Source organism: Flagellimonas sp. MMG031 (assembly GCF_040112705.1).
Lineage (GTDB): Bacteria > Bacteroidota > Bacteroidia > Flavobacteriales > Flavobacteriaceae > Flagellimonas.
This window is the reverse complement of record NZ_CP157804.1, coordinates 2,695,827-2,715,781: the sequence shown is the minus strand read 5'-3', so window position 1 is coordinate 2,715,781 and position 19,955 is coordinate 2,695,827. Positions and strand designations below refer to the sequence as shown.

The 19,955-nt window shown below is 43.0% G+C and carries 27 protein-coding genes; 21 read left to right on the top strand and 6 right to left on the bottom strand.

Annotation, left to right across the window (positions count from 1 at the left end; genetic code table 11):
* Positions 1-6 precede the first annotated feature (6 nt).
* Both ABNE31_RS12295 and ABNE31_RS12290 read right to left on the bottom strand, forming a co-directional pair.
* The gene (locus ABNE31_RS12295) at positions 7-471 is read right to left on the bottom strand and encodes a DUF6428 family protein (protein ID WP_349351345.1); all 465 of its coding nucleotides are present in this window, start codon (positions 469-471) and stop codon (positions 7-9) included.
* A gap of 49 nt (positions 472-520) precedes the next feature.
* Complete coding sequence (locus ABNE31_RS12290) at positions 521-850, bottom strand: metalloregulator ArsR/SmtB family transcription factor (RefSeq protein ID WP_349351344.1); 330 nt, start codon at positions 848-850, stop codon at positions 521-523.
* Between the two features lie 126 nt (positions 851-976).
* On the opposite strand from ABNE31_RS12290, the gene ABNE31_RS12285 reads away from it, so the two are divergent.
* The 10 genes from ABNE31_RS12285 to ABNE31_RS12240 are packed head-to-tail and all read left to right on the top strand — an operon-like array spanning position 977 to position 9,391.
* On the top strand, positions 977-2,155 hold the full coding sequence (locus ABNE31_RS12285) for a cysteine desulfurase family protein (protein ID WP_349351343.1): 1,179 nt from the start codon (positions 977-979) through the stop codon (positions 2,153-2,155).
* On the top strand, positions 2,152-3,306 hold the full coding sequence (locus tag ABNE31_RS12280; RefSeq protein WP_349351342.1) for an XdhC/CoxI family protein: 1,155 nt from the start codon (positions 2,152-2,154) through the stop codon (positions 3,304-3,306). Before ABNE31_RS12285 ends, ABNE31_RS12280 begins: the two co-directional genes overlap by 4 nt.
* Positions 3,303-3,905 carry a nucleotidyltransferase family protein gene (locus ABNE31_RS12275; protein WP_349351341.1) on the top strand — a complete coding sequence of 201 codons (603 nt, stop codon included), beginning with the start codon at positions 3,303-3,305 and terminating at the stop codon, positions 3,903-3,905. The genes ABNE31_RS12280 and ABNE31_RS12275 overlap by 4 nt, the downstream gene beginning before the upstream one ends.
* On the top strand, positions 3,902-4,138 hold the full coding sequence (locus ABNE31_RS12270) for a MoaD/ThiS family protein (RefSeq protein WP_349351340.1): 237 nt from the start codon (positions 3,902-3,904) through the stop codon (positions 4,136-4,138). The genes ABNE31_RS12275 and ABNE31_RS12270 overlap by 4 nt, the downstream gene beginning before the upstream one ends.
* Positions 4,135-5,148: a HesA/MoeB/ThiF family protein gene (locus tag ABNE31_RS12265; protein ID WP_349351339.1), complete on the top strand. Its 1,014-nt coding sequence runs from the start codon at positions 4,135-4,137 to the stop codon at positions 5,146-5,148. The genes ABNE31_RS12270 and ABNE31_RS12265 overlap by 4 nt, the downstream gene beginning before the upstream one ends.
* Entirely contained in the window at positions 5,141-5,584 is a 444-nt protein-coding gene (locus ABNE31_RS12260) for a molybdenum cofactor biosynthesis protein MoaE (protein WP_349351338.1), read from the top strand. The genes ABNE31_RS12265 and ABNE31_RS12260 overlap by 8 nt, the downstream gene beginning before the upstream one ends.
* The gene (moaCB, locus tag ABNE31_RS12255; RefSeq protein ID WP_349351337.1) at positions 5,585-6,481 is read left to right on the top strand and encodes a bifunctional molybdenum cofactor biosynthesis protein MoaC/MoaB; all 897 of its coding nucleotides are present in this window, start codon (positions 5,585-5,587) and stop codon (positions 6,479-6,481) included.
* A complete protein-coding gene (gene moaA / locus ABNE31_RS12250; RefSeq protein WP_349351336.1) occupies positions 6,474-7,466 on the top strand; it encodes a GTP 3',8-cyclase MoaA in 993 nt (330 codons plus the stop codon). Before moaCB ends, moaA begins: the two co-directional genes overlap by 8 nt.
* A complete protein-coding gene (gene glp, locus ABNE31_RS12245) occupies positions 7,466-8,632 on the top strand; it encodes a gephyrin-like molybdotransferase Glp (protein WP_349351335.1) in 1,167 nt (388 codons plus the stop codon). The genes moaA and glp overlap by 1 nt, the downstream gene beginning before the upstream one ends.
* 3 nt (positions 8,633-8,635) lie before the next feature.
* Positions 8,636-9,391 carry a sulfite exporter TauE/SafE family protein gene (locus ABNE31_RS12240; protein WP_349351334.1) on the top strand — a complete coding sequence of 252 codons (756 nt, stop codon included), beginning with the start codon at positions 8,636-8,638 and terminating at the stop codon, positions 9,389-9,391.
* Here ABNE31_RS12240 and ABNE31_RS12235 read toward each other — a convergent pair.
* The 4 genes from ABNE31_RS12235 to ABNE31_RS12220 form a co-directional block, all read right to left on the bottom strand.
* Complete coding sequence (locus ABNE31_RS12235; protein ID WP_293282453.1) at positions 9,388-9,735, bottom strand: winged helix-turn-helix domain-containing protein; 348 nt, start codon at positions 9,733-9,735, stop codon at positions 9,388-9,390. The two genes, ABNE31_RS12240 and ABNE31_RS12235, sit on opposite strands and share 4 nt — an antisense overlap.
* Positions 9,725-10,462, bottom strand: a complete 738-nt coding sequence (locus ABNE31_RS12230; RefSeq protein ID WP_349351333.1) for a DUF6624 domain-containing protein — start codon at positions 10,460-10,462, stop codon at positions 9,725-9,727. Before ABNE31_RS12230 ends, ABNE31_RS12235 begins: the two co-directional genes overlap by 11 nt.
* Entirely contained in the window at positions 10,459-10,932 is a 474-nt protein-coding gene (locus ABNE31_RS12225; protein ID WP_349351332.1) for a hypothetical protein, read from the bottom strand. Before ABNE31_RS12225 ends, ABNE31_RS12230 begins: the two co-directional genes overlap by 4 nt.
* 759 nt (positions 10,933-11,691) lie before the next feature.
* The gene (locus tag ABNE31_RS12220; protein ID WP_127141757.1) at positions 11,692-11,856 is read right to left on the bottom strand and encodes a Lacal_2735 family protein; all 165 of its coding nucleotides are present in this window, start codon (positions 11,854-11,856) and stop codon (positions 11,692-11,694) included.
* Between the two features lie 114 nt (positions 11,857-11,970).
* Between ABNE31_RS12220 and ABNE31_RS12215 the strand changes: the two genes are divergently transcribed.
* From ABNE31_RS12215 to ABNE31_RS12165, 11 genes are all read left to right on the top strand, one after another.
* A complete protein-coding gene (locus tag ABNE31_RS12215; RefSeq protein ID WP_127141758.1) occupies positions 11,971-12,195 on the top strand; it encodes a hypothetical protein in 225 nt (74 codons plus the stop codon).
* Between the two features lie 834 nt (positions 12,196-13,029).
* Positions 13,030-13,401 (top strand): metalloregulator ArsR/SmtB family transcription factor, encoded by a 372-nt coding sequence (locus ABNE31_RS12210; RefSeq protein WP_349351331.1) that lies wholly within the window; start codon positions 13,030-13,032, stop codon positions 13,399-13,401.
* Position 13,402: 1 nt separating this feature from the next.
* Complete coding sequence (merTP, locus tag ABNE31_RS12205; RefSeq protein ID WP_090292213.1) at positions 13,403-14,005, top strand: mercuric transport protein MerTP; 603 nt, start codon at positions 13,403-13,405, stop codon at positions 14,003-14,005.
* Positions 14,005-14,214: a GDCCVxC domain-containing (seleno)protein gene (locus ABNE31_RS12200; RefSeq protein WP_090293639.1), complete on the top strand. Its 210-nt coding sequence runs from the start codon at positions 14,005-14,007 to the stop codon at positions 14,212-14,214. The genes merTP and ABNE31_RS12200 overlap by 1 nt, the downstream gene beginning before the upstream one ends.
* A gap of 453 nt (positions 14,215-14,667) precedes the next feature.
* Positions 14,668-14,937 carry a helix-turn-helix domain-containing protein gene (locus tag ABNE31_RS12195; protein ID WP_349351330.1) on the top strand — a complete coding sequence of 90 codons (270 nt, stop codon included), beginning with the start codon at positions 14,668-14,670 and terminating at the stop codon, positions 14,935-14,937.
* Positions 14,938-15,012: 75 nt separating this feature from the next.
* Positions 15,013-16,218, top strand: coding sequence for a primase-helicase family protein (locus tag ABNE31_RS12190; RefSeq protein ID WP_349351329.1), 1,206 nt, complete (start codon positions 15,013-15,015; stop codon positions 16,216-16,218).
* Positions 16,219-16,423: 205 nt separating this feature from the next.
* Entirely contained in the window at positions 16,424-17,326 is a 903-nt protein-coding gene (locus tag ABNE31_RS12185) for a toprim domain-containing protein (protein ID WP_349351328.1), read from the top strand.
* Positions 17,327-17,371: 45 nt separating this feature from the next.
* Positions 17,372-17,668: a mobilization protein MbpA gene (gene mbpA / locus ABNE31_RS12180; protein WP_349351327.1), complete on the top strand. Its 297-nt coding sequence runs from the start codon at positions 17,372-17,374 to the stop codon at positions 17,666-17,668.
* 5 nt (positions 17,669-17,673) lie between these two features.
* On the top strand, positions 17,674-18,534 hold the full coding sequence (locus ABNE31_RS12175; RefSeq protein ID WP_349351326.1) for a relaxase/mobilization nuclease domain-containing protein: 861 nt from the start codon (positions 17,674-17,676) through the stop codon (positions 18,532-18,534).
* Between the two features lie 10 nt (positions 18,535-18,544).
* The gene (locus ABNE31_RS12170; protein ID WP_349351325.1) at positions 18,545-19,000 is read left to right on the top strand and encodes a DUF6730 family protein; all 456 of its coding nucleotides are present in this window, start codon (positions 18,545-18,547) and stop codon (positions 18,998-19,000) included.
* Positions 19,001-19,264: 264 nt separating this feature from the next.
* Entirely contained in the window at positions 19,265-19,945 is a 681-nt protein-coding gene (locus ABNE31_RS12165; RefSeq protein WP_349351324.1) for a response regulator transcription factor, read from the top strand.
* Positions 19,946-19,955: the final 10 nt, after the last annotated feature.

The window sequence follows — 19,955 nt, the reverse complement described above, 5'->3', positions numbered from 1 at the left end:
TTATAGTTAGCAGCAACCACTTCCAGGAGCGCAGCCTGTTTGTTGAAGTTCGGAAAGTTTTACCCTAGGTTTTTCGGTTGGTATGCCACATTGGTCTTTGGCCAGGCAATCCGTCTGCTTGGTGGTCAGCAAAAAATGGGTTCCGTCAAAATCCAAGCTGAATTTCTCAATGGTCTGCCCTTGGTATTCCACTTCCACCTCCAAATTGCCAATGTCCAACGTTTTTTGGGACAATGCTATAATGTTGACCAATTTTTCGGGATGTAACCTGTGGTCGTAATCATTCGCGTTCCAAAGTTGAAAATTAACGACCTCCTCGTGGCGAACGGTGCCCCCGCAATCAATAAAGTGCTTGGTGATTTTACCTACTTCTGTCACATGAAAATGATTGGGAACCAATGTCCCGTTGGGCAATTGAAAGGCGATGGTATCCAATTGGGCCAATGCTGATTTTACTTCCTCTAGCTTCATATCAATATCTATTTATTGTAATATTACGATTAATGTATTCAAATTTTTTTTAGCAACAATCCTTTGGATTGACGTCTTGGTTCAGAAACTCGGACATCAATAGCTTCATTTTTTTCCAATTGTCGGTATCGATGCAATAACAAACACTAGTACCTTCCACATTGCCTTTAATCAGCCCCAATTGCTTTAATTCCTTCAGATGTTGGGAAATGGTGGGTTGCGCCAAACCAATTTCATCCACCAAATCACCACAAACACAAGCATTCAACTTGTACAAATATTGCAAAATGGCAACCCGGGCCGGATGCCCCAAAACCTTGGCGTATTGTGCAATGTGGTTTTGTTTGTCCGTAAATATTTCAGTTTTGGTGAGTCCCATCTAAATGATTTATTCATTGCAATATTACGATTAATGTTATGGATCGCAAAGAATTCGTTGTTTTTCTTTCATATGGTTCGAAAAATATAAGGTAATCGATGTTATTCTTCTTAAATTGCGTTATGCATGCATGTACATAACGCCAATGTTTTGACATCAAACGAGAAAATATACCTGGATCATAACGCAACTACGCCTGCCGACCCTAGGGTGGTAGAGGCCATGCTGCCGTATTTTACACAGCACTTTGGCAATGCAAGCAGTGATCATTCCTTTGGGTGGCATGCCGATGATGCCATCGAAACCGCCCGTGGACAAATCGCAGGGCTTATCAATTGCCGACCAGCGGAACTCACGTTTACTTCAGGGGCTACCGAAGCCGCCAATTTGGCCTTGCTCGGATTTTGTAAAAGGAATCGAAGCAAGGGTAACCATATCATTTCCTGTACAACGGAGCACAAAGCGGTTTTGGATACTTTGCAGGCTTTGGAGGATGATGGTTTTGAGGTCACTTATTTGGATGTGGACAGTCAAGGGAATATTGACCTCGATGTTTTGGAAGACAGCATAACGCCATCAACGATTTTGGTAAGCCTGATATTGGCCAACAACGAAACCGGGCTCATTCACCCGATAAAAAGTATAGTGGATTTGGTTCGCTCCAAAGGAGTACCGATAATGTCTGATATAACACAGGCCGTTGGAAAAATATCTATTGACTTGCAAGAATTGGGAATCGATGTAGCTGTTTTTTCCTCCCATAAACTCTATGGACCCAAAGGAGTTGGCGCACTTTATCTGAATAAGAGCAATAATACCTCTGTTGATAAGCATCTTTTCGGTGGAAATCATGAAAAGGGCGTTCGCCCCGGTACATTGAATGTCCCTGGCATTGTAGGTTTTGGAGAAGCTTGCAAGGTGGCCCAGGAAGAGATACGTGAGAATCATCAACACTATAAACATCTTCAATATCGACTTGAAGAGGAACTTTCAACCATCGAAGGAGCCATCATCAACAGCCAGCATGAAGACCGTTTACCCAATACAACGAACGTATCGTTTAAGGGAGTGGACGGTACCAAGTTGCTACGATATTTGAATCGTTTGGCCGTATCTAGGGGTTCTGCCTGTACCTCCAACCAAGTGAATCCGTCCCATGTACTAAAAGCGATGGGACTTGACGATGCCACTGCTTTGGCAAGTCTACGGATCAGCACAGGACGAAATACTTCTTTGGAAGACATTGAAACGGCTGTGCGGGACATCAAAAAAGCCGTCAACCAACTTAAAACTGTCAACGTATGAGGGAGTTGGACGTCATCATAGCGAAGTATCAAGAACTCAGACTGCAAGAAACCCGTTGCATTTTGGCCACCGTAGTCCATGTTGAAGGTTCATCGTATCGTAGGGCGGGAGCCCGTATGTTGGTAGATGAATACGGTAACATAATGGGAGCCATCAGCGGAGGCTGTTTGGAAGGTGATGCGCTCCGAAAGGCCCTTTATGCTTTGGACAGACAAGAAAACAAACTGGTCACTTATGATACCAGTGATGAGGATGATGCCATCATTGGCGCCCAGTTGGGATGCAACGGTATCATTCAAGTATTGTTTGAGCCCATTGATTATACCGATAGGCATAATCCCTGTGCATTGTTACAGACCGCTATTGAACAGGAGGTTCCCGTAGCGATTTCGATAGTTTTTGACCTGGACAAAAGCCAAAATCAATTGGGAACTAGTTTGGTTGTCAACGAAAGCCAAGCGGTTTTGGGAAAACAAATCCAAGGAAACCTGCATAAGGTCCTTCTCACCAAAAGCATGGAAGTCATTGAGGGGGGCAACTCCTGTTTTGGAAAGATTGAAACGGCGGAAAGAACAAACTTCGTGTTTATTCAGTTACATCAGCCCCCGGTAAAATTGATTTTAGTGGGAGCTGGGAACGATGCCCAGATTTTGGCGCAACAAGCCGATATATTGGGGTGGAATGTAATTGTTACGGACGGACGTCCGACCCATGCCAACAAAGAACGTTTTGTGGGTACGTGTCAAGTGATTGTGGCCAAACCCCAGGAAACACTACAAAACATTAACATTGACGAACGCACTTGTTTTGTGCTGATGAGCCATAACTATAATTACGACCTTTCGGTGCTCAAACTGTTGCTGGGAAATCCAGTAATACCCTATATCGGGATTTTGGGACCATTGAAAAAATACGAACGCATGCTCAACGAATTGGCGGACGAAGGTATGGAAGTGTCAAAATCGGATTTGGCTAAAATACACGCACCCGTGGGATTGGAAATAGGAGCGGAGACCCCTGCTGAAATTGGATTGTCCATTTTGGCGGAGATTCAAAGTGTACTGACCCATAAAGGAGCGCGACCCCTAAAGCAGAAAACCGAGCCAATTCATGAGGGCAAAACAAATCAATTTCAAAAAATAACCCTTTGAGTGCAGATGCTAACATAGCAGTTATTGTTTTGGCCGCTGGCGGCTCCACACGATTGGGCCGACCCAAGCAGTTGGTACAATTTAAAGGTGAAACGCTGCTTGAACATACCTTGAAACAAGTAAATATGCTTGGTTTTCAACGCAAGGTTTTGGTGTTGGGTTCTCGTCACGAAGAGATTTTGGGAAAAATAGATGCAAACGGATATCAAGTCGTTGTTAATTCCGATTGGGAGCAAGGAATGGCATCCAGTATTAAATTGGGCTTGAAAGCTACCTCGGCAGCGGAAGCATTGGACCACGCTCTTTTTCTCGTATCCGACCAGCCCTTTTTGGAACGCACCAACTTGATCAAACTGGTGCATACCCAACTAACCAAAAACCCGAACGCCACCTATTCCAAATATGGGGATAGTATTGGAGTGCCCGCCATTTTTAGTAAGGAAGCATTTCCGTTGTTGATGCAATTGGAAGGAGACGAAGGAGCCAAAAAGTTGATTCACCTGAAAGATTTTGACTACGGTACTGAAGTCTTCAGCAAAGGAGGATTTGATGTGGATACCGAAGAAGATGTTCGGCAATTAAAGCAAATGGATGTATGAAAGTGACCGTAAAATATTTTGGTTTGGTCGCCGAAGCCGCTGCAAAGCAGGAAGAAGTGATGGAGTTTGACGGAACATTGACCGCTTCGGAGCTAAAAGCACAGTGCTTGAACGGTTTGGCGATAGCGGACAAGGATTCCGTACAGATTGCCGTAAATCAAAATTTGGACGATAGTATAACCTTAAAAGACGGGGACGAAGTGGCCTTGTTGCCACCCTTCGCTGGAGGATGAGCAGATACGACAGACAAATACAACTCACGGAAGTTGGGACTGAAGGTCAGGAAAAGCTTCGCAATGCCAAAATATTGTTGGTTGGTGTTGGGGGACTGGGCTGTCCTGCCGCGATGTATTTGGCTGGGGCAGGAGTCGGTACCATTGGGTTGATGGACCATGATAAAGTCGATATGTCCAATTTGCACAGGCAAGTTTTGTTTCAGGAATCAGATGTAGGGCAATCGAAAGCAGCGGTAGCCAAACAACGATTGGAAAAACAAAACAGTGAGGTACAGTTTAAGGTGTATGAAGAGCCGTTGACCATTGAAAATGCGAAAAACATCACCAATCAATACGATGTTATTTTGGATGGCACGGACAATTTTGAAACCAAGTACCTGATCAACGATGCCTGCGTATTGGCGAATAAACCTTGGGTTTTTGCCTCCATTTATAAAAATGAAGGGCAATTGTCAGTCTTCAATTACCAAAATGGGCCTACCTATCGTTGTGTGTTCCCAAAAAGCACCCGACAGAACATCAGTTGTGAGGCCACTGGTGTATTGGGCGTATTACCGGGCATCTTGGGAACGCTTCAGGCGGCGGAAGTCCTTAAAATTATCCTTGGGGTGGGTGAGGTGCTGTCAGGCAAGTTAAAGTTGATCAATATGATGCAGGCCAGCGAGCAGACCATCAACATCAACAAACGGTCCGAAGAAGTAGAAAAAATCCGCAAAAACGGGATAGCCCCCGTTTATATCGATTGCGATTTAAAACATAAAGATCAGTGGTATCTTGACGTGCGTGAAGTGTTCGAACAGCCCAAACCAAAAGGCAAAAAGGTGCTGAACATTCCCTTGGGCGATCTTGCATCACGGCATAAAGAAATACCCAATAATCAGGATGTTTTTGTGTTCTGCCAGTCTGGCAAACGAAGCAAGAACGCCATAGAAATCCTTAAAAATGAATTTGGCTTCCACAATTTGAAAAACGTGGAAGGCGGCATAGAAACAATTATTGATGGATAAAAAGAAACCAAAAAAAGTATTTGTACAAGGAGCGATTCCTCCCGAAAAAATAGCGACTTCGGTGGCCAACCACCAAAGCAAGACCAATATTGGTGCCCACAGTATTTTTCTGGGACAGGTGAGGGCCGACGTAGTGGACGGCAAAACCGTAGCAGCTATTGACTACACGGCTTATGATGAAATGGCAGAGAACGTCTTTCACGACATACGCGAAGCCGCTTTTGCCAAGTTCGACATCACCTGCGCCCATATTTATCATAGTTTAGGTAAAGTCAATGTGGGAGAGCTGTGCTTGTTCGTGTTCACATCATCAGCACACCGAAAGATTGCCATCGATGCGACCAACTTTTTTGTGGAGGAAATCAAGGCGAAAGTACCGGTATTTGGAAAGGAGATTTTTGAGGACGAAACCCATCAATGGAAAGTAAATACGTAAATGGTAGATATTACACATAAAGTGACCACTTTGCGGGAAGCTACCGCTGAAGCTATCGTAAAAACGAGCAGTCAGGCTACGATTGATGCCATACAAAACAATGCCGTTCCCAAAGGGAATGTATTTGAAATGGCCAAGGCAGCCGGCTTGTTGGGGGTCAAAAAAACACCGGATTTGTTGCCCGATTGTCATCCCTTGCCCATCGAATACACGGACATCGATTATGAAATCAATGGGTTGGAGATCATCATTTCCATGACGGTAAAGACCATTTACAAAACTGGGGTGGAGGTGGAGGCGATGCACGGGGCCAGTGTAGTGGCCCTTACGATGTACGATATGCTGAAACCGATTGACAAGAATGTCGAAATAGGCACCATTCGACTCAAATCCAAAAAAGGAGGGAAATCTTCATACAAAATCAATTCGGAAGGATTGACTGCCGAAGTGGTGGTGTGTTCGGATACCATTTCCAAAGGAAAAGGCGAGGACAGGGCCGGAGAGGCCATCGTGGAGCGATTACAGGCTTTGGGGGTTACATCCCAAAAAAGCATCATTCCCGATGACGCTGAGGAAATCATACAAAAATTGGAAAATACCAAAGCCGACCTCTTGATTTTTACTGGAGGTACGGGCGTGGGACCACGAGATGTCACCCCACAGACCTTGGAGCCCTTGTTGGACATCAAACTAAAAGGAGTAGAAGAACAAATGCGTAGCTACGGGCAAAATCGGATGCCGTATGCGATGTTCTCGCGTTCCATCGCGGGCATCAAGGACGGAAAATTGATATTGGCACTGCCGGGCTCCACCAAAGGGGCGGCAGAATCCATGGATGCGATTTTCCCCCATGTGCTGCACGCATTTAAAGTGATAGAAGGAAAAAGACATGATTGACAAGAAACCACAAATAATCGACAATTTCGGTAGGCCACATACCTATCTGCGCATTTCATTGACGGACCGATGCAACCTGCGGTGCTTTTACTGCATGCCCGAAGAAGGCATTGAGTTAATGGAAAAGCCCAGCATCATGACCTTGGAAGAAATCATTGCCATTACGCGAACTTTTAGGGATTTGGGAGTGGACACGGTTCGATTGACGGGCGGTGAACCTTTGGTTCGCAAGAATTTTGGCTACTTGGTCGAAGAGTTGGCCAAGTTGGATGTCACCCTTAAATTGACCACCAACGGCATTGTACTCGACAAATATCTGGAGCTTTTTCAGAAAGTGGGATTGCGCAAGATCAATTTTAGTTTGGATACCCTGGACAAAGCCAAATCCGTTTTCATCACCAAACGGGATTATTACGAACGCATTATGCGGAACCTGAACATGGCGTTGGACATGGATATGGACCTTAAAATCAATGTGGTGTTGATCAAAGGGGTAAACGATAATGAAATCAATGATTTTATCGCTTTGACCAAGGATAAAAAGATTACGCCCAAGTTTATTGAGTTTATGCCTTTTAAGGGGAATAAATGGGATTGGAGCAAGGGCGTGTCCAAAGACGACATTTTAAAGACGGTTGGCGATAAATTTGGTGAAATAGAAACCTTGGATAATCCCAAGCACAGCACTTCCACCAATTTTAGGGTAAAGGGCCACAAGGGCAGTTTTGGCATTGTGAGCACAATTACCAATCCGTTTTGTGATGAGTGCAACCGTATTCGATTGACAGCTGATGGAAAAATGAAAAATTGCCTCTTTGCCACCTCCGAAACCGATTTGTTGACTGCGTTTCGAAATGGAGAACCCATAGAGAATATCATTTTGGAGTCCATCAAATCCAAAAAACACTCAAGGGACGGCATGGACGTAAAAATGGATGCCGACCATTATGAGCAGAACCGTTCCATGATTTCAATAGGAGGCTAATGGTTACGATTGAAGAAGCACTTAGGATCATCGAAGACCAAAAGATTGAACTAAAAAGCGAATCCAAACCTTTGGAGGAGGCACTTGGTTATGCTTTGTCGACGAACACGACCGCCCCTTTTGATGTGCCTGAGTTTGATAATTCGGCCATGGACGGCTATGCGCTTTGCGGACTTTATCAAGAATACCAATTGGCAGGGGAGGTGGCAGCTGGTGACTCCAAGTCTATCTCGTTAAACGATGGCGAAGCCGTTCGAATTTTTACGGGGGCGAAGGTACCCCAAAACACCACGGCTGTGATGATGCAGGAGAAAACCTCCGTTAAAGACAAGACGCTGTTTCTTGATGAAACGCCCAAGGCTGGACAAAATGTCCGTAAAAAAGGCGGTCAGTTGGCGGAAGGGCAAACGGTATTTGAAAAAGGACATATGTTGAATTCACCTTCTTTGGCTTTGATGGGAAGTTTGGGGTTGTCGCAGTTCACAGTTTTTTCTAAACCACGGGTCAATATCATCACCACGGGAAATGAATTGGTAAAACCGGGAGAATCCAAAACGGAGGGACAGATATATGAATCCAACAGCTACGCAATTGCAGGAGCCTTGCAACAATTCGGATTCCAGCACCATCAAAAAACACAAATTAAAGACGATTTCGAGGCCACAAAAGCGGGAATCAAAACCGCATTGGAGTCTTGCGATGTGCTCATTATCTCTGGAGGAATATCTGTGGGTGATTACGATTTTGTAAAACAATCCCTGGAAGAAAATGGAGTTAAGGAGTTGTTTTACAAGGTGTTTCAAAAACCGGGAAAACCGCTTTATTTTGGCCGAAAGGAAAATCAGTTTGTGTTTGCCTTGCCAGGAAACCCAGCGTCATCATTGACCTGTTTTTATGTGTACGTACTTCCTTTGCTGCAACGCTTATCTGGATATGAAAAAGTGGGTTTGACCACATATCGATTCTCGATACAACATGATTTTGAAAACCGTTTTGGACGCCCCACTTTTTTAAAGGCCGCTGTTGTGGACGGAACTGTAGAGATTTTGGACGGACAGGGCTCTTCCATGATCCAATCCATGGCCCAAGGTAATGCACTCGCCTTTGTAGATGATGGCGAGGCATTGAAAAAGGGGGATTTGATTCAATGTAAGCTAATTTCTTAATTGATGACAGTCGAATACTTGCCCTTGGTCTTTTTTCTGATTGCGCTGTTTTATAGTTCGGTCGGATTTGGGGGTGGGTCCAGTTATCTGGCGATTTTAAGCCTTTTCCTTACCGATTTTTACGAAATACGTTCCACTGCGCTCTTGTTGAATATTTGTGTGGTCACTATTGGGACGATAGTTTTTATTCGGAACCGGGTATTTGACGTGAAATTGTTCTGGCCCTTTTTGGTGATGAGCATACCGTTTGCATATCTGGGTGCCCAAATCCGCTTGTCCCAAACCACCTTCTTTTTGATTTTGGGAGGTGCATTAGTGATGGCAGGATTTTTTATGATGCTTCGCTTTGCGAAGAAAAAACTGGACTCGAAAAAATTTTCAAATCCAAAAAAATTGACGCTCGGTGGAGGCATTGGCTTACTTTCTGGAATATCCGGAATAGGTGGCGGCATCTTTTTATCACCGGTGCTCAACCTGCTTAAATGGGAAAACCCAAGAATAGTGGCTTCTTTGGCTTCCGTTTTTATTTTGGTGAATTCCATTGCAGGCCTGATTGGTTTGAATATGGCGGGAACCTTCCAACTGAACAACGAGCTGATGCTACAATTGGTGGTGGCAGTAGTGCTTGGCGGTGGAATCGGCTCTTATCTGTCCAATAAAAGGTTCAATCTAAAGTTTTTGGGTGTACTCACGGCCATTTTGGTGCTGTATGTGGGTTTCCGTTTGATACTGCTTCACGGATTCGGTATCAAGATTTAAATCAGCCCCAACATGTCTTGGGTGTGTTGCTCCAAAGTTGCCTGAATCTGGGCGTTCATATGTTGAAAGGCAGCCAATACTGTTTTGCCCCGTGGTGTTAATTCGGCCCCGCCCCCTTGGGTACCGCCCTTGTGCAGTTCCACGTAGGGTTGTTGGCCTCTTTGGTTCATATCCTCGACCATGGACCAGGCTTTTCGGTAGGACATGCCCATTTCCTTGGCCGCTTTGGAGAGCGAACCGTTTTTATCGATCATCACCAATAATTGCGCCCGTCCCGGGCCAAAAAACTTTTTTCCGTCAATATCTATCCAGCAGCGGTTGCGCAGTTCTTTTTTAGTTTCCATACAGTTGTGGTTCCATAATGCCCTTGTCCAGAAATAGTTGTTTGTTCATTTCATAGTGCATTTCGGTCATTTGATTATAGTATTCGATAAAATCGGGCATGGAGTGGGCTTTGCGCAAACTGTCGACCGCCGTGGTATCCACCAGTCCGTTCTTTGGAATGGCCTGTCCCATATCGTTGTAGGTCACTTGGCTTCCAAAACGTTGCGGTTTGTTGAGATTGACATTGATCCTGTCTTCCAACATCGCATAGTGGTATTTGTCCTTGCTGCCCTTTGCGATTTCCGTTTCCATGGCCTTCAACATTTCCTGTTGGAAGGGGATGTCATTATCCGCATGTTGGACCACCACCCAAAAATCGGTAGCGGCTTCCTTTCCTATCTTTTGCTCGCCCAAGTATCCGTACTTTTGGTATAATTTCTTGATTTTGTTCTGGTTGACTAGGCCTACGCTATCCCGCTGCTTTTTAAAAATTTCCCAAGCTTTCTGATTGCCGTGTTTTTCCCGAAGCTCATTGGACGGAATCCCCGCATATTTCTGGTCGAGTTCCATGATTTCGTTCAATGCAGCCACAACTTGAGGCTTTTCTTCTTCGGAAATAGTCTTTTCCTGCTTGCAGCTCAATGCCAGGAGTCCGATAACAGACCATAAAAAGAGTGGTTTCATATACTTGCTTTTCATTTCTGGACTTGCAGCTGCACCTTTGGGTTTTTGGATTTGGATTTTCATTGGGTATTTATAAAGGTGTCTTCAAATGTTTTGACCCATTTTCCGTTGATCAATTGTTCGCCATATTCTCGAAAACGCCCCTCTGGGGTACTACCGAAGAAAAACCGGGTGTTTTCGTCCCGCCATACAATGAGCTCCTCCTTAAATTCTGCGGGGTATACGGCAGCTCCATCTTTGGAAAATCGGTGGTAGTAGTATTTCTGGTCTTTTTCGTCGTAAAGGATAACGGTATGGAGTTGTAGAAACTCCGTATTCAGCTCAATGACCAATATGTTCTTTTCCAAATCGTAGGAGATATGCTCGTAGGCCGCCCCTTCCTTGGCCAAAACTCCGTTTTCATAGATTTTAGAGGTGCCCACCCATTCCCCGACCAGAAAATGGAGCTGCTCCATCTTTTCTTGCTTTGGGCTTTGCGCGACAAGAACATTGGATAGTAGCAGTAGGCAAAAAAGGGGTCTGAGGTGTTTCATGCGTATCTGTTTCATGGTGGGCAAAAGATAATTCAGATGATTTGCGTTTTACGGTTCGAAGGACATATCAATTACCGATATTTCAATTTAAAGGTAGTGATTTTAAAGAATGCTCCTTTGGAGTACATGACATACCTGCTATTCATAAATTTTCATTGGGAATTCAAGTTAACGATCTATACATCACGATGATTAGTGCTATCACAAAAATGGATGTGAAGATAAGTTTGTTATGCTTTGCGAGCCAATTGGGTAAGAAAATGTCAAAGTTGTCTTTTTGGGATTCCGAGTAGTTTCGCGCGATAACGGTGAGGGGGCAGGACATTTTGAATAGTAAGAGAATTAACCCTTCCCCAATAATTAATCCGATACCCATCCAGGTATACAATGTTACCTTGTCCGTTAGCCCGGAATACAGAATGTAAATAATTATCGAAACAAAGAATACCCAAATTAAAGTATGAATTGATTTGATAATGAAAAGTTTACTTTCGTTATCCATACTTCTGTGTTTATTTGGTGTTTAACTTCAACATAATCGAAATAGAAAGTTTCTATACCTTTCAAAATAGGCATAAAACCAATACGCCGCATCATTTTTAACTTATAGGCCAAGGAATTCCAACCTTTGGTTGGAAGCAGGATTAAGCCTTATTGGATATAAGTTATGCACATGTAGTGGTTCATCAGAACTAGGACTCTATTGTGTTCGTGTATCCGATAAGTACCAACTGGGGAGGGAATGGGAGAGAGTAAACCTTAATCCAACTGTTCTATTTTTTTCATGATTTCTTCCGCCTCAAAGACTTTTTCATCGCTGAGCTTGCGATTGGTGGTGGATAGCGCATGGGCTTCCTTTAGCAACTTGGCGTATTTTTCCTGTAGTTTTTCTTTTTCCGTTTTCTTTTTGAACAATCCGAACATGGGGTATCTAGATTTTAGGATTAAAGCGTTTTTTTTTAACAGCAATTTTGTGAAAGATACAAAATGTTTAACTATATTAGGTTAAAATTAAACAAAACAATAAAAACCTAAAGGATGAAGATTTCTGCGATGGATTGGCTTGGTTTGACAACCCTTGTTTTGGTAACGGTGACGCTCTTTGCGGCCATGGATTTGGCCTTTAACTGGGTGTTTTACCTTACTGTTTTGGGTCAGGTAGCGCTCATTATTACGGTCTACAAGGTGCTGCGAGACGATTACACTACCGAAAAAACGTTCAAGGACTTCTACGAGGACCGGCCCATGCCCGAAAATGACTGACTCCAAGGATTTAAAGGTGCATAAACCCTTAAAATAAAAAAAACCGCAGCGTTAAATCTGCGGTTTTTTACTTTCAAGCTTTGTGCTTGGTTGCGGAGGAAGAGGGTCTTCTTTAATTTGAAAAAACCACTGTTTTTAAGGGTTGTGAAGGGTAAGGAAGTTATACTGACACCGAAAGGGGCACCTTTTTAACAATACTTTAACAATTTTACAATTTTAGATTACCAAATAGGGCCATTGAGATTTAAAATAAGTTAAAGAGCCTCAAAAAGACAATATTTTAAATTGAACATGCTATGTAACGAAATCGCAATTTTATGTAGACCACCTATTAACCATGGAATGAAAATATTTCAATAGGTCATTTTATGACATTTCCATTTTAGTAACCTAACTTTCCTGGCAGGCAAGAGGTCACCGGTTCGAATCCGGTATTCTCCACAGTAACAGTAAGGCTTCAAGAGTTTTTAACTTTTGGAGCTTTTTTCATTTGCACGCAATTTGCACGCAAAACTGGTTTTAAATTAAGCTCGGTATTATTTGATTCAAATTGGGCTATTTCTATGCTTTTTAATCCTTTATAGCATAATTTTTTGAAAAAGTATCACATTTATTACATGCGTTAGCTTCATTATTAGATTTATGAATCTAAGTCCCATAAAAGGTCAATTAACGAAACAAATAAAAGAGACCACAAATGTGACCGAATGACAACAGAATTTTTGAAATAGAAAAGAAGTTCAAAAAAAGGGCCGTTAAACAGAACCGCATCTATTCTATTTAAGTACTTGCTTAAATAATTATATTAATGTAGCTTTGTTGGAAAGAATATATATGAAACTTGAAACTAGCTGCATTAGGGCAGAGGCCGATTACGTTCAAATACTACGCTGTAAAGAAGATTTGAACGCTGTATCAACTTCCATGGAGGGAATAAGTAAGGTTATGGCACTGGCCGGTAATAAGGTTCGTTTTAAAATGTTGTATCTGTTGCAACGGGAAAACGAATTATGTCCTTGTGACTTTGCGGATATTCTGGAAATGAGCGTTCCCGCTATTTCCCAGCATTTACGTAAGATGAAGGATGTCAATGTCATTTCTACCCGTAGAGATGGTCAAACCATCTTTTATCGAATTTCAGAGGAGAATAAAGCTTTTTTGACTACTATTTTAAGTAATGTAGCATCTGAAAGAAAAACTGCATAAGATGAAAAAAACAATGACATCAAATCGAACTGCTTTTGCTGGGCTGTTTTCGGCTATCGTAGCTTCTCTATGTTGCATAACTCCTGTTTTGGCGTTGCTTTCCGGAACTGCGGGAGTTGCCTCTACCTTTTCTTGGGTAGAACCCTATAGGCCTATTTTGGTAGGTTTGACCGTTTTGATTCTTGGTTTTGCCTGGTATCAAAAATTAAAGCCACGTCCACAGGATATTGATTGCGCCTGTGATGATGACAAACCTAAATTTATCCAATCAAAAAAGTTCCTGTTTTTGGTTACAATTTTTGCGGGTATAACGTTGGCATTTCCATACTATTCGCATTTGTTTTATCCCAACTCGAATGTTGAAAAGCAAATCGTTTATGTATCTGAAAGTAACGTAAGTGAAGTGAACTATTCCATTGAGGGAATGACGTGTGCAGGTTGCGAAGCCCATATCGAAAACGAGGTAAATAAACTAGAGGGTATTTTAGAGGTAGATGCCAATTATGAGACTTCTAAAGCTTTTATAAAGTTTGACAACAGTAAGGTAAACACTAATGAAATAGAAGCTGCGGTTGGAAAGACAGGATATAAAATCATAGAATGATGGAAGCTATTTTAGAATCTACAATTACGTGTCCAAACTGTGGACACAAGAAAGAAGAAGAAATGCCAACGACAGCTTGCCAGTTCTTTTATGATTGTGAAAATTGTAAAGAAGTACTACGCCCTAAAGAGGGGGATTGCTGTGTTTTCTGCTCCTATGGTACTGTCGCTTGTCCACCCATCCAACAAAACAAGAGTTGTTGTAGTTGATCTCTGAATCTCTTTCTAAGCATTGTACTGTTAAACGAACGATTTTCAAGACAGTATTTTTCAAAAAAGCGCTAGACTTTCTTAAAGTAGTATCAAAGTATCAGACTTCATTAAGACAATCCAAAGATTAAAACATGCTTTTTTAAAGTGCCTATTTTCTAACTCCCCTAGTCTTAATTGTTGATAACTCTGCTTTCTTCCATTAAACCACCTATTTGCCCAAAATAAGAACAGTTCCATTTGGTATCAAATGAAACCAAATAAAACTAAGGGTTTATCAATACCATTATATTTGAACTTTTTTAACATAAAAAACTGTATGTCAATTATTTGTGAATAAAATCAATAGGTCAATCTTACTTTACCTTTGCCTTCTTTTTATCTTTATCCAAAGAATTCTTCAAAGGAAAACAAAAGCGCTTTTGTTCATTTCTAATCTTTAAAAGAAACAAAATGGACAATTTTTTGATACTCGAACGGCTCGACCGTTTGGAACGACTGTTGATCGCCAATAAAGAAGTATTGACCTTTGATGAGACCTGTGATTACACGGGCATATCAAGAAGCTATCTTTACAAGCTTACTGCTGCGGGGCAAATCCCGCATTCCAAGCCCAATGGAAAACTGATATTCTTTGAAAGGGAAAAGATAGTCAGTTGGCTGCTGCAGAACCACCGTAAGCCTTTGCCGGAAAGTAAAACGATTGTGGATTCAAATCCTTAGTCGCGTATTCATCTTTAAATTATTTGTGGATTCACCAAAAGTGGAAGTAATCACAAAATTCCAAAAAGCACCAATATGGAAACAGTACCCTACATAAGGGTCGGGACCACTTTTTACAAGTTGGTAAGGATTCCGACCATTTCCGGACATTTCAACGAGCAGCTGCTCCCGTGGAACGAGCATATCATAAAACAGGACCATGGCAAGGACTATCTGGGCAAGGTTCCCAAATATGACGGGTTCGCTTGTATTCCTTGCCATATAGATTTCAAAAAGGAACACCATGGTTTTTATAATACCTATTCCCCTTTGGCGCACGAACCGAAAGAGGGGAGCATCAAAAGAACACAGACCTTTTTAAAGCATATCTTCGGAAACCAGTTGGAACTGGGACTGGACTATCTGAAACTTCTGTACCAAAGGCCAGTGCAGGTGCTCCCCATCCTCTGTCTGGTCTCCACCGAAAGGAACACTGGAAAAAGCACTTTTCTTAAATGGCTCAAGGAAATCTTTGGCAACAACCTGACATACCTGACCAATGACAGTTTTGCAAGCCAGTTCAATGCGGACTGGGCCAACAAGTTGCTGATATGCGTGGACGAGGTACTGTTCAACAAAGAGGAGCTTACCGAGCGCATCAAATATCTGAGTACCACCAACCGGAACAAACTGGAGGCCAAGGGCAAGGACAAAAGGGAAGTGGAGTTCTTCGGTAAATTTATTCTGTGCAGTAACAACGAGGACAGTTTTATCAAGATCGATGCCCATGAGACCCGTTTCTGGGTGAGGAAAATCCCATCCCTTAAAAAAGAAGACACCGATTTCCTGGACCAGTTGGCCCAGGAGGTACCCGCCTTTTTGGATTTCCTTTCAAAAAGGGAGTACAGCACAAAGCAAAGAACACGAATGTGGTTCACGCCAAAACAGGTCCATACACCAGCGTTGAAGAAACTGGTGAACAATAACCGGAACAGGGTGGAGAAGGAACTGGCCAGTCTACTGCTCAGCGCCATGGAAAAGTTCGAGATGGACTCGGTTGACCTTTGTCCCATCGATGCCCTGCACATGCTCAACCGCACAAGGGTCAAGACCGACCTGACCCAATTGAGACGGTTGCTGAAAAAGGATTGGAAACTGGACAACCAGCCCAATTCCAACAAGTACCAAAAGATCACAATCTGGAATACCGGCGAGATAAACACCGAGGACGCCAAGGGAAGGTACTTTACCATAAAAAAGAAATTTTTGGTCCAAAATTTTGATGATTTGATGACAGATTGATATAAGCCCAATGTTTATAAGGGTTCAGGCCGTCATCACTTTGTCATCATTCTGTCATCAAAATAAAAAATGATGACAGGTACCATGAAGAAAAAAACAAAAACGATGAAACGATGACAAAATGATGACGGGGAAACAACCAGTATTTATAGGGTCTCCCAGAGGTTTGTCATCAAATCATCAAAAATCGATTAAAAACAGAACCATGAAAGAAAAAAGAATGGACTGCGAAAAAGCCCGCAACATTGACATCATTTCCACGCTGGCCAAGTCGGGGCACTTTCCAGTCCGGAAAACGGAAAAAGAAGCTTGGTTCCTCAGCCCGTTCCGGAGCGAGACCCAAGCCTCTTTCAAGGTATCATTGAAGAAAAACTATTGGATAGACTTCGGGACCTTCGAAGGGGGCAGTACCATAGACCTGGTCATGAAAATGGAGAACTGTTCCGTAAGGGAGGCATTGGAGAGACTGTCCGGGAACATGGGCCATTTTTCCTTTCACCGGCCTCCGAATCCAACCAAGAAGGAACATAGGGCCAACCCGATTGAAATCATCGAGGTAAAGGAAATCGAGCACCGGGCCCTAGAAAACTATCTGAGCTCCAGAAAGATTTCGACCAAGACCGGAAGAAAACTTTGCAAGGAGGTCCATTATCGAATAAGAGGGCGGGCATACTTTGGCATCGGACTCCAAAACAGGTCCGGGGGATGGGAACTGCGGAACAGCTATTGGAAAGGCTCCACCTCACCAAAGGATGTTTCATTGATCAAGAGCGATTCCAAAAATTTGGCCATTACGGAAGGTATGTTCGATATGCTCACCCTTTTGGAACTTAGACCAGAGCTTCTTAATACCCATGACCTTTTGGTATTGAATACCACGGCCTTTGTAAAACGGATGATAAAAGAAATAGGGGAATATGAAAATGTGGAGCTGTTTCTGGATAGGGACAAAGCGGGAATGGGGATGACGGAACTTTTATTGGAAAAGTGCCCGAACAGTAGGGATATGTCCTCTCTCTATGAAGGTTTCAAGGATATGAACGAATGGAAGGTAAAAAGCGCGAAGGATGAGGTTCGGCAACGAATTCAAGATGTGTCATTGTCATGACAAATCTTGCTTTTGCTCCCGAAGGTCGCAAAAGATGATGTAAAAATGAAGAAAGAGTTCGTCCAGTTCCGGTGCTCGGTCTACGAGAAGAAACTGCTGAAGGTCAAGGCCCGGAAGAGCGGTCTTTCCGTCAGTGAGTACTGCAGACGGGCAGCCTTCGAAGACCGAATCGTGGAGCGGATGACGGACGAACAGATAGAGGCCTATAAGCTATTGGTCAAATACCAACGGAACTTCAAACTGATCACCAACATGTTCCGCAAGCGCAACCCCAGATTGGCCGAGGAAACGGCCCAGCTGGCCAAAGAGATACGACAACACCTTTTAAATTTCAAGAAATGATAGGCATGGGAAAGTCCATATCGCACACTTCGGCCTCCATGAGCTACGGGATGAACCAGGAGAAAGGATCGGAGATCATCCACAGCCAATATCTGGCAGGGGAGACCCCACGGGAGATCACCGAGGAGTTCAAGGTCATCCAAGAGCAGAACGAACTGTGCCGGAAGAACACGCTCAGCTTTGTGCTCAGTCCCACCATCGAGGATGGAAGGAAACTGGAACGGGAACAGCTCAAGGAAATGACCGAGAGGTTCCTCAAGGAAATGAACCTCAAGCAGCACCAAGCGGTTGCCTTTGTCCATAGGGACAAGGAACATGTGCACGTCCATCTGTATGCCAACCGGATAAACTTTCAGGGCAAGGCCTACAATGACAGTTTTATTGGAAAGCGGAGCCAACAAGTGGCGGAACGGGTGGCCAAACAGATGGATCTGAACACAGTAAGGGAAGTACAGCAGGAAAAGCTGTACCGGATGCAACATATCCGATCGGAAATACAGAAAATCCATGAAAAGGTCATGGCCAGGGAACGTCCAAGGGACTTTGACCAGTACATCAAGTCGATGGAGCGGAACAGCGTAAAGGTCATCCCGAGCATCAACAGACAGAACCAATTGCAGGGTTTCCGTTTTGAGTACAAGGGGACCAACCTAAAGGGAAGCGAGGTGCACCGGTCCATGTCCATGGGCAGGATTGCACGTCAAATGAACTTTGAAAAGGAAAGGGCACAGCGGATAGCCAAGGACAAGAGCATGCAACTTTTGGGCAAGACCGTGAATATCCCAACAAGTTTGACCCAGACCATCATAAAGAAGACCATCAAACTGGCCATCAAAGTGGTCAGGGATACTGGAATAGGAATCTAAACACAACAACATGGCAAAACTGGATGAAATCGCGGAACTGTTGACCGAGGAAATCAACGGCTTTGAGAAGAGCATCGGCCGATTGGAAAAGGCGCATGAAAATTTGAAAGGCCTTCCATTAAGGCCAGATACCAGCGAGTTAAATGCTCTTCTAAAGGAGTACGGCAACAATCAAAAAACCAACATTGAGGAACAGCAAAGATTGATGGAAAGAATCCTCCAGAAGGTGGAGAAGTCCCTTCTGTTGCCCAGTTGGGCCATAAAACTGTTCTGGGGATTGTTGGTGTGTGTCCTTTTGGTGCTTGGTTATTCGGTATATCAGATATCAAGGATATCAAAGAAAGAAGAGGCGGCATATATCAAAGGACAGGACAGTGTGATGGGACATTATGGGGCATTCCTTGATGAGAGCCCACAGGCAAAGGAACTCTACCAAAAATGGTTGGAAGAAAATGGCAAAAAGTAGGACAGCGCCCTATCCTATTTTTGCTGTACGCTTATCTTCCCGAACACTGCAAAAATAGGCCAGGATCCGTGCGCTAAATTTGGAGTAAGATTTGGGAGATGACAAAATCTTAGGGTCATGATATTTTCAGTTAAAGAAATCTTTAACCAACTCAAATTCTCTAATTTTAAAGAATCAATAAAATGGAAAAAAAACCTTCATTTGTTAGCTGCATAAAAAACTATTTTTAACCTTCTAATTTTCAATGATAATTCGGAATAAGGTATGCCAAAAAACATATTAGTGATAGAGGATGAGCATAATGTTGCAATCTTTATCAAGCAAGGACTAGAAGATACCGGTTACACAACCTTATTGGCATATGATGGTAATATGGCCTTTGAACTTTTGAACCAAAACACGGTCGATTTGGTGTTACTTGATATTATCCTACCAGGAATGGATGGAAGGGAAATAGCGAGAGAGATTAAAAAAAGGGAGAGTGCGCCCCCTATACTTATGTTAACAGCTTTGGGTACTACCGAGAACATTGTACAGGGACTGGATTCCGGTGCTGATGACTATCTGGTCAAACCCTTTAAGTTTTCAGAATTGTTGGCACGAATTCGGGCTTTGACAAGAAGAAGCAATATAGACATAAAAATTGGCGGCAAAATAATTGTTCAAGATTTGGAACTGGACTCAAATACTAAAATAGTCAAGAGAGGTGGGATTGAAATCAAGCTTACCACCACAGAGTTTCGTTTGCTGGAGTTCTTGATGAAGAACAAAAATAGGGTGTCGAGCCGTGTTGACATTTTGGAAAGTGTCTGGGACATCAATTTTAATATGGCCACCAATGTCGTTGATGTATATATCAACTATTTACGGAACAAGATCGATAAAGATTTTGACAACAAATTAATCCAAACCGTCATTGGTATGGGTTATGTCATCAGGGAATAATATTTGAAGC

Excerpts from the sequence above, each read along its gene's own strand:
- ABNE31_RS12285 (WP_349351343.1), top strand. The coding sequence starts at position 977 with ATGCATGTACATAACGCCAATGTTTTGACATCAAACGAGAAAATATAC.
- glp (WP_349351335.1), top strand. The coding sequence starts at position 7,466 with ATGGTTACGATTGAAGAAGCACTTAGGATCATCGAAGACCAAAAGATT.
- ABNE31_RS12170 (WP_349351325.1), top strand. The coding sequence starts at position 18,545 with ATGGCAAAACTGGATGAAATCGCGGAACTGTTGACCGAGGAAATCAAC.
- ABNE31_RS12290 (WP_349351344.1), bottom strand. The coding sequence starts at position 850 with ATGGGACTCACCAAAACTGAAATATTTACGGACAAACAAAACCACATT.
- ABNE31_RS12190 (WP_349351329.1), top strand. The coding sequence starts at position 15,013 with ATGGAAACAGTACCCTACATAAGGGTCGGGACCACTTTTTACAAGTTG.
- ABNE31_RS12225 (WP_349351332.1), bottom strand. The coding sequence starts at position 10,932 with ATGAAACACCTCAGACCCCTTTTTTGCCTACTGCTACTATCCAATGTT.
- ABNE31_RS12270 (WP_349351340.1), top strand. The coding sequence starts at position 3,902 with ATGAAAGTGACCGTAAAATATTTTGGTTTGGTCGCCGAAGCCGCTGCA.
- ABNE31_RS12185 (WP_349351328.1), top strand. The coding sequence starts at position 16,424 with ATGAAAGAAAAAAGAATGGACTGCGAAAAAGCCCGCAACATTGACATC.
- ABNE31_RS12265 (WP_349351339.1), top strand. The coding sequence starts at position 4,135 with ATGAGCAGATACGACAGACAAATACAACTCACGGAAGTTGGGACTGAA.
- ABNE31_RS12220 (WP_127141757.1), bottom strand. The coding sequence starts at position 11,856 with ATGTTCGGATTGTTCAAAAAGAAAACGGAAAAAGAAAAACTACAGGAA.
- mbpA (WP_349351327.1), top strand. The coding sequence starts at position 17,372 with ATGAAGAAAGAGTTCGTCCAGTTCCGGTGCTCGGTCTACGAGAAGAAA.
- moaA (WP_349351336.1), top strand. The coding sequence starts at position 6,474 with ATGATTGACAAGAAACCACAAATAATCGACAATTTCGGTAGGCCACAT.
- moaCB (WP_349351337.1), top strand. The coding sequence starts at position 5,585 with ATGGTAGATATTACACATAAAGTGACCACTTTGCGGGAAGCTACCGCT.
- ABNE31_RS12235 (WP_293282453.1), bottom strand. The coding sequence starts at position 9,735 with ATGGAAACTAAAAAAGAACTGCGCAACCGCTGCTGGATAGATATTGAC.
- ABNE31_RS12195 (WP_349351330.1), top strand. The coding sequence starts at position 14,668 with ATGGACAATTTTTTGATACTCGAACGGCTCGACCGTTTGGAACGACTG.
- ABNE31_RS12260 (WP_349351338.1), top strand. The coding sequence starts at position 5,141 with ATGGATAAAAAGAAACCAAAAAAAGTATTTGTACAAGGAGCGATTCCT.
- merTP (WP_090292213.1), top strand. The coding sequence starts at position 13,403 with ATGAAAAAAACAATGACATCAAATCGAACTGCTTTTGCTGGGCTGTTT.
- ABNE31_RS12230 (WP_349351333.1), bottom strand. The coding sequence starts at position 10,462 with ATGAAAATCCAAATCCAAAAACCCAAAGGTGCAGCTGCAAGTCCAGAA.
- ABNE31_RS12175 (WP_349351326.1), top strand. The coding sequence starts at position 17,674 with ATGGGAAAGTCCATATCGCACACTTCGGCCTCCATGAGCTACGGGATG.
- ABNE31_RS12200 (WP_090293639.1), top strand. The coding sequence starts at position 14,005 with ATGGAAGCTATTTTAGAATCTACAATTACGTGTCCAAACTGTGGACAC.
- ABNE31_RS12165 (WP_349351324.1), top strand. The coding sequence starts at position 19,265 with ATGCCAAAAAACATATTAGTGATAGAGGATGAGCATAATGTTGCAATC.
- ABNE31_RS12280 (WP_349351342.1), top strand. The coding sequence starts at position 2,152 with ATGAGGGAGTTGGACGTCATCATAGCGAAGTATCAAGAACTCAGACTG.
- ABNE31_RS12215 (WP_127141758.1), top strand. The coding sequence starts at position 11,971 with ATGAAGATTTCTGCGATGGATTGGCTTGGTTTGACAACCCTTGTTTTG.
- ABNE31_RS12295 (WP_349351345.1), bottom strand. The coding sequence starts at position 471 with ATGAAGCTAGAGGAAGTAAAATCAGCATTGGCCCAATTGGATACCATC.
- ABNE31_RS12210 (WP_349351331.1), top strand. The coding sequence starts at position 13,030 with ATGAAACTTGAAACTAGCTGCATTAGGGCAGAGGCCGATTACGTTCAA.
- ABNE31_RS12240 (WP_349351334.1), top strand. The coding sequence starts at position 8,636 with ATGACAGTCGAATACTTGCCCTTGGTCTTTTTTCTGATTGCGCTGTTT.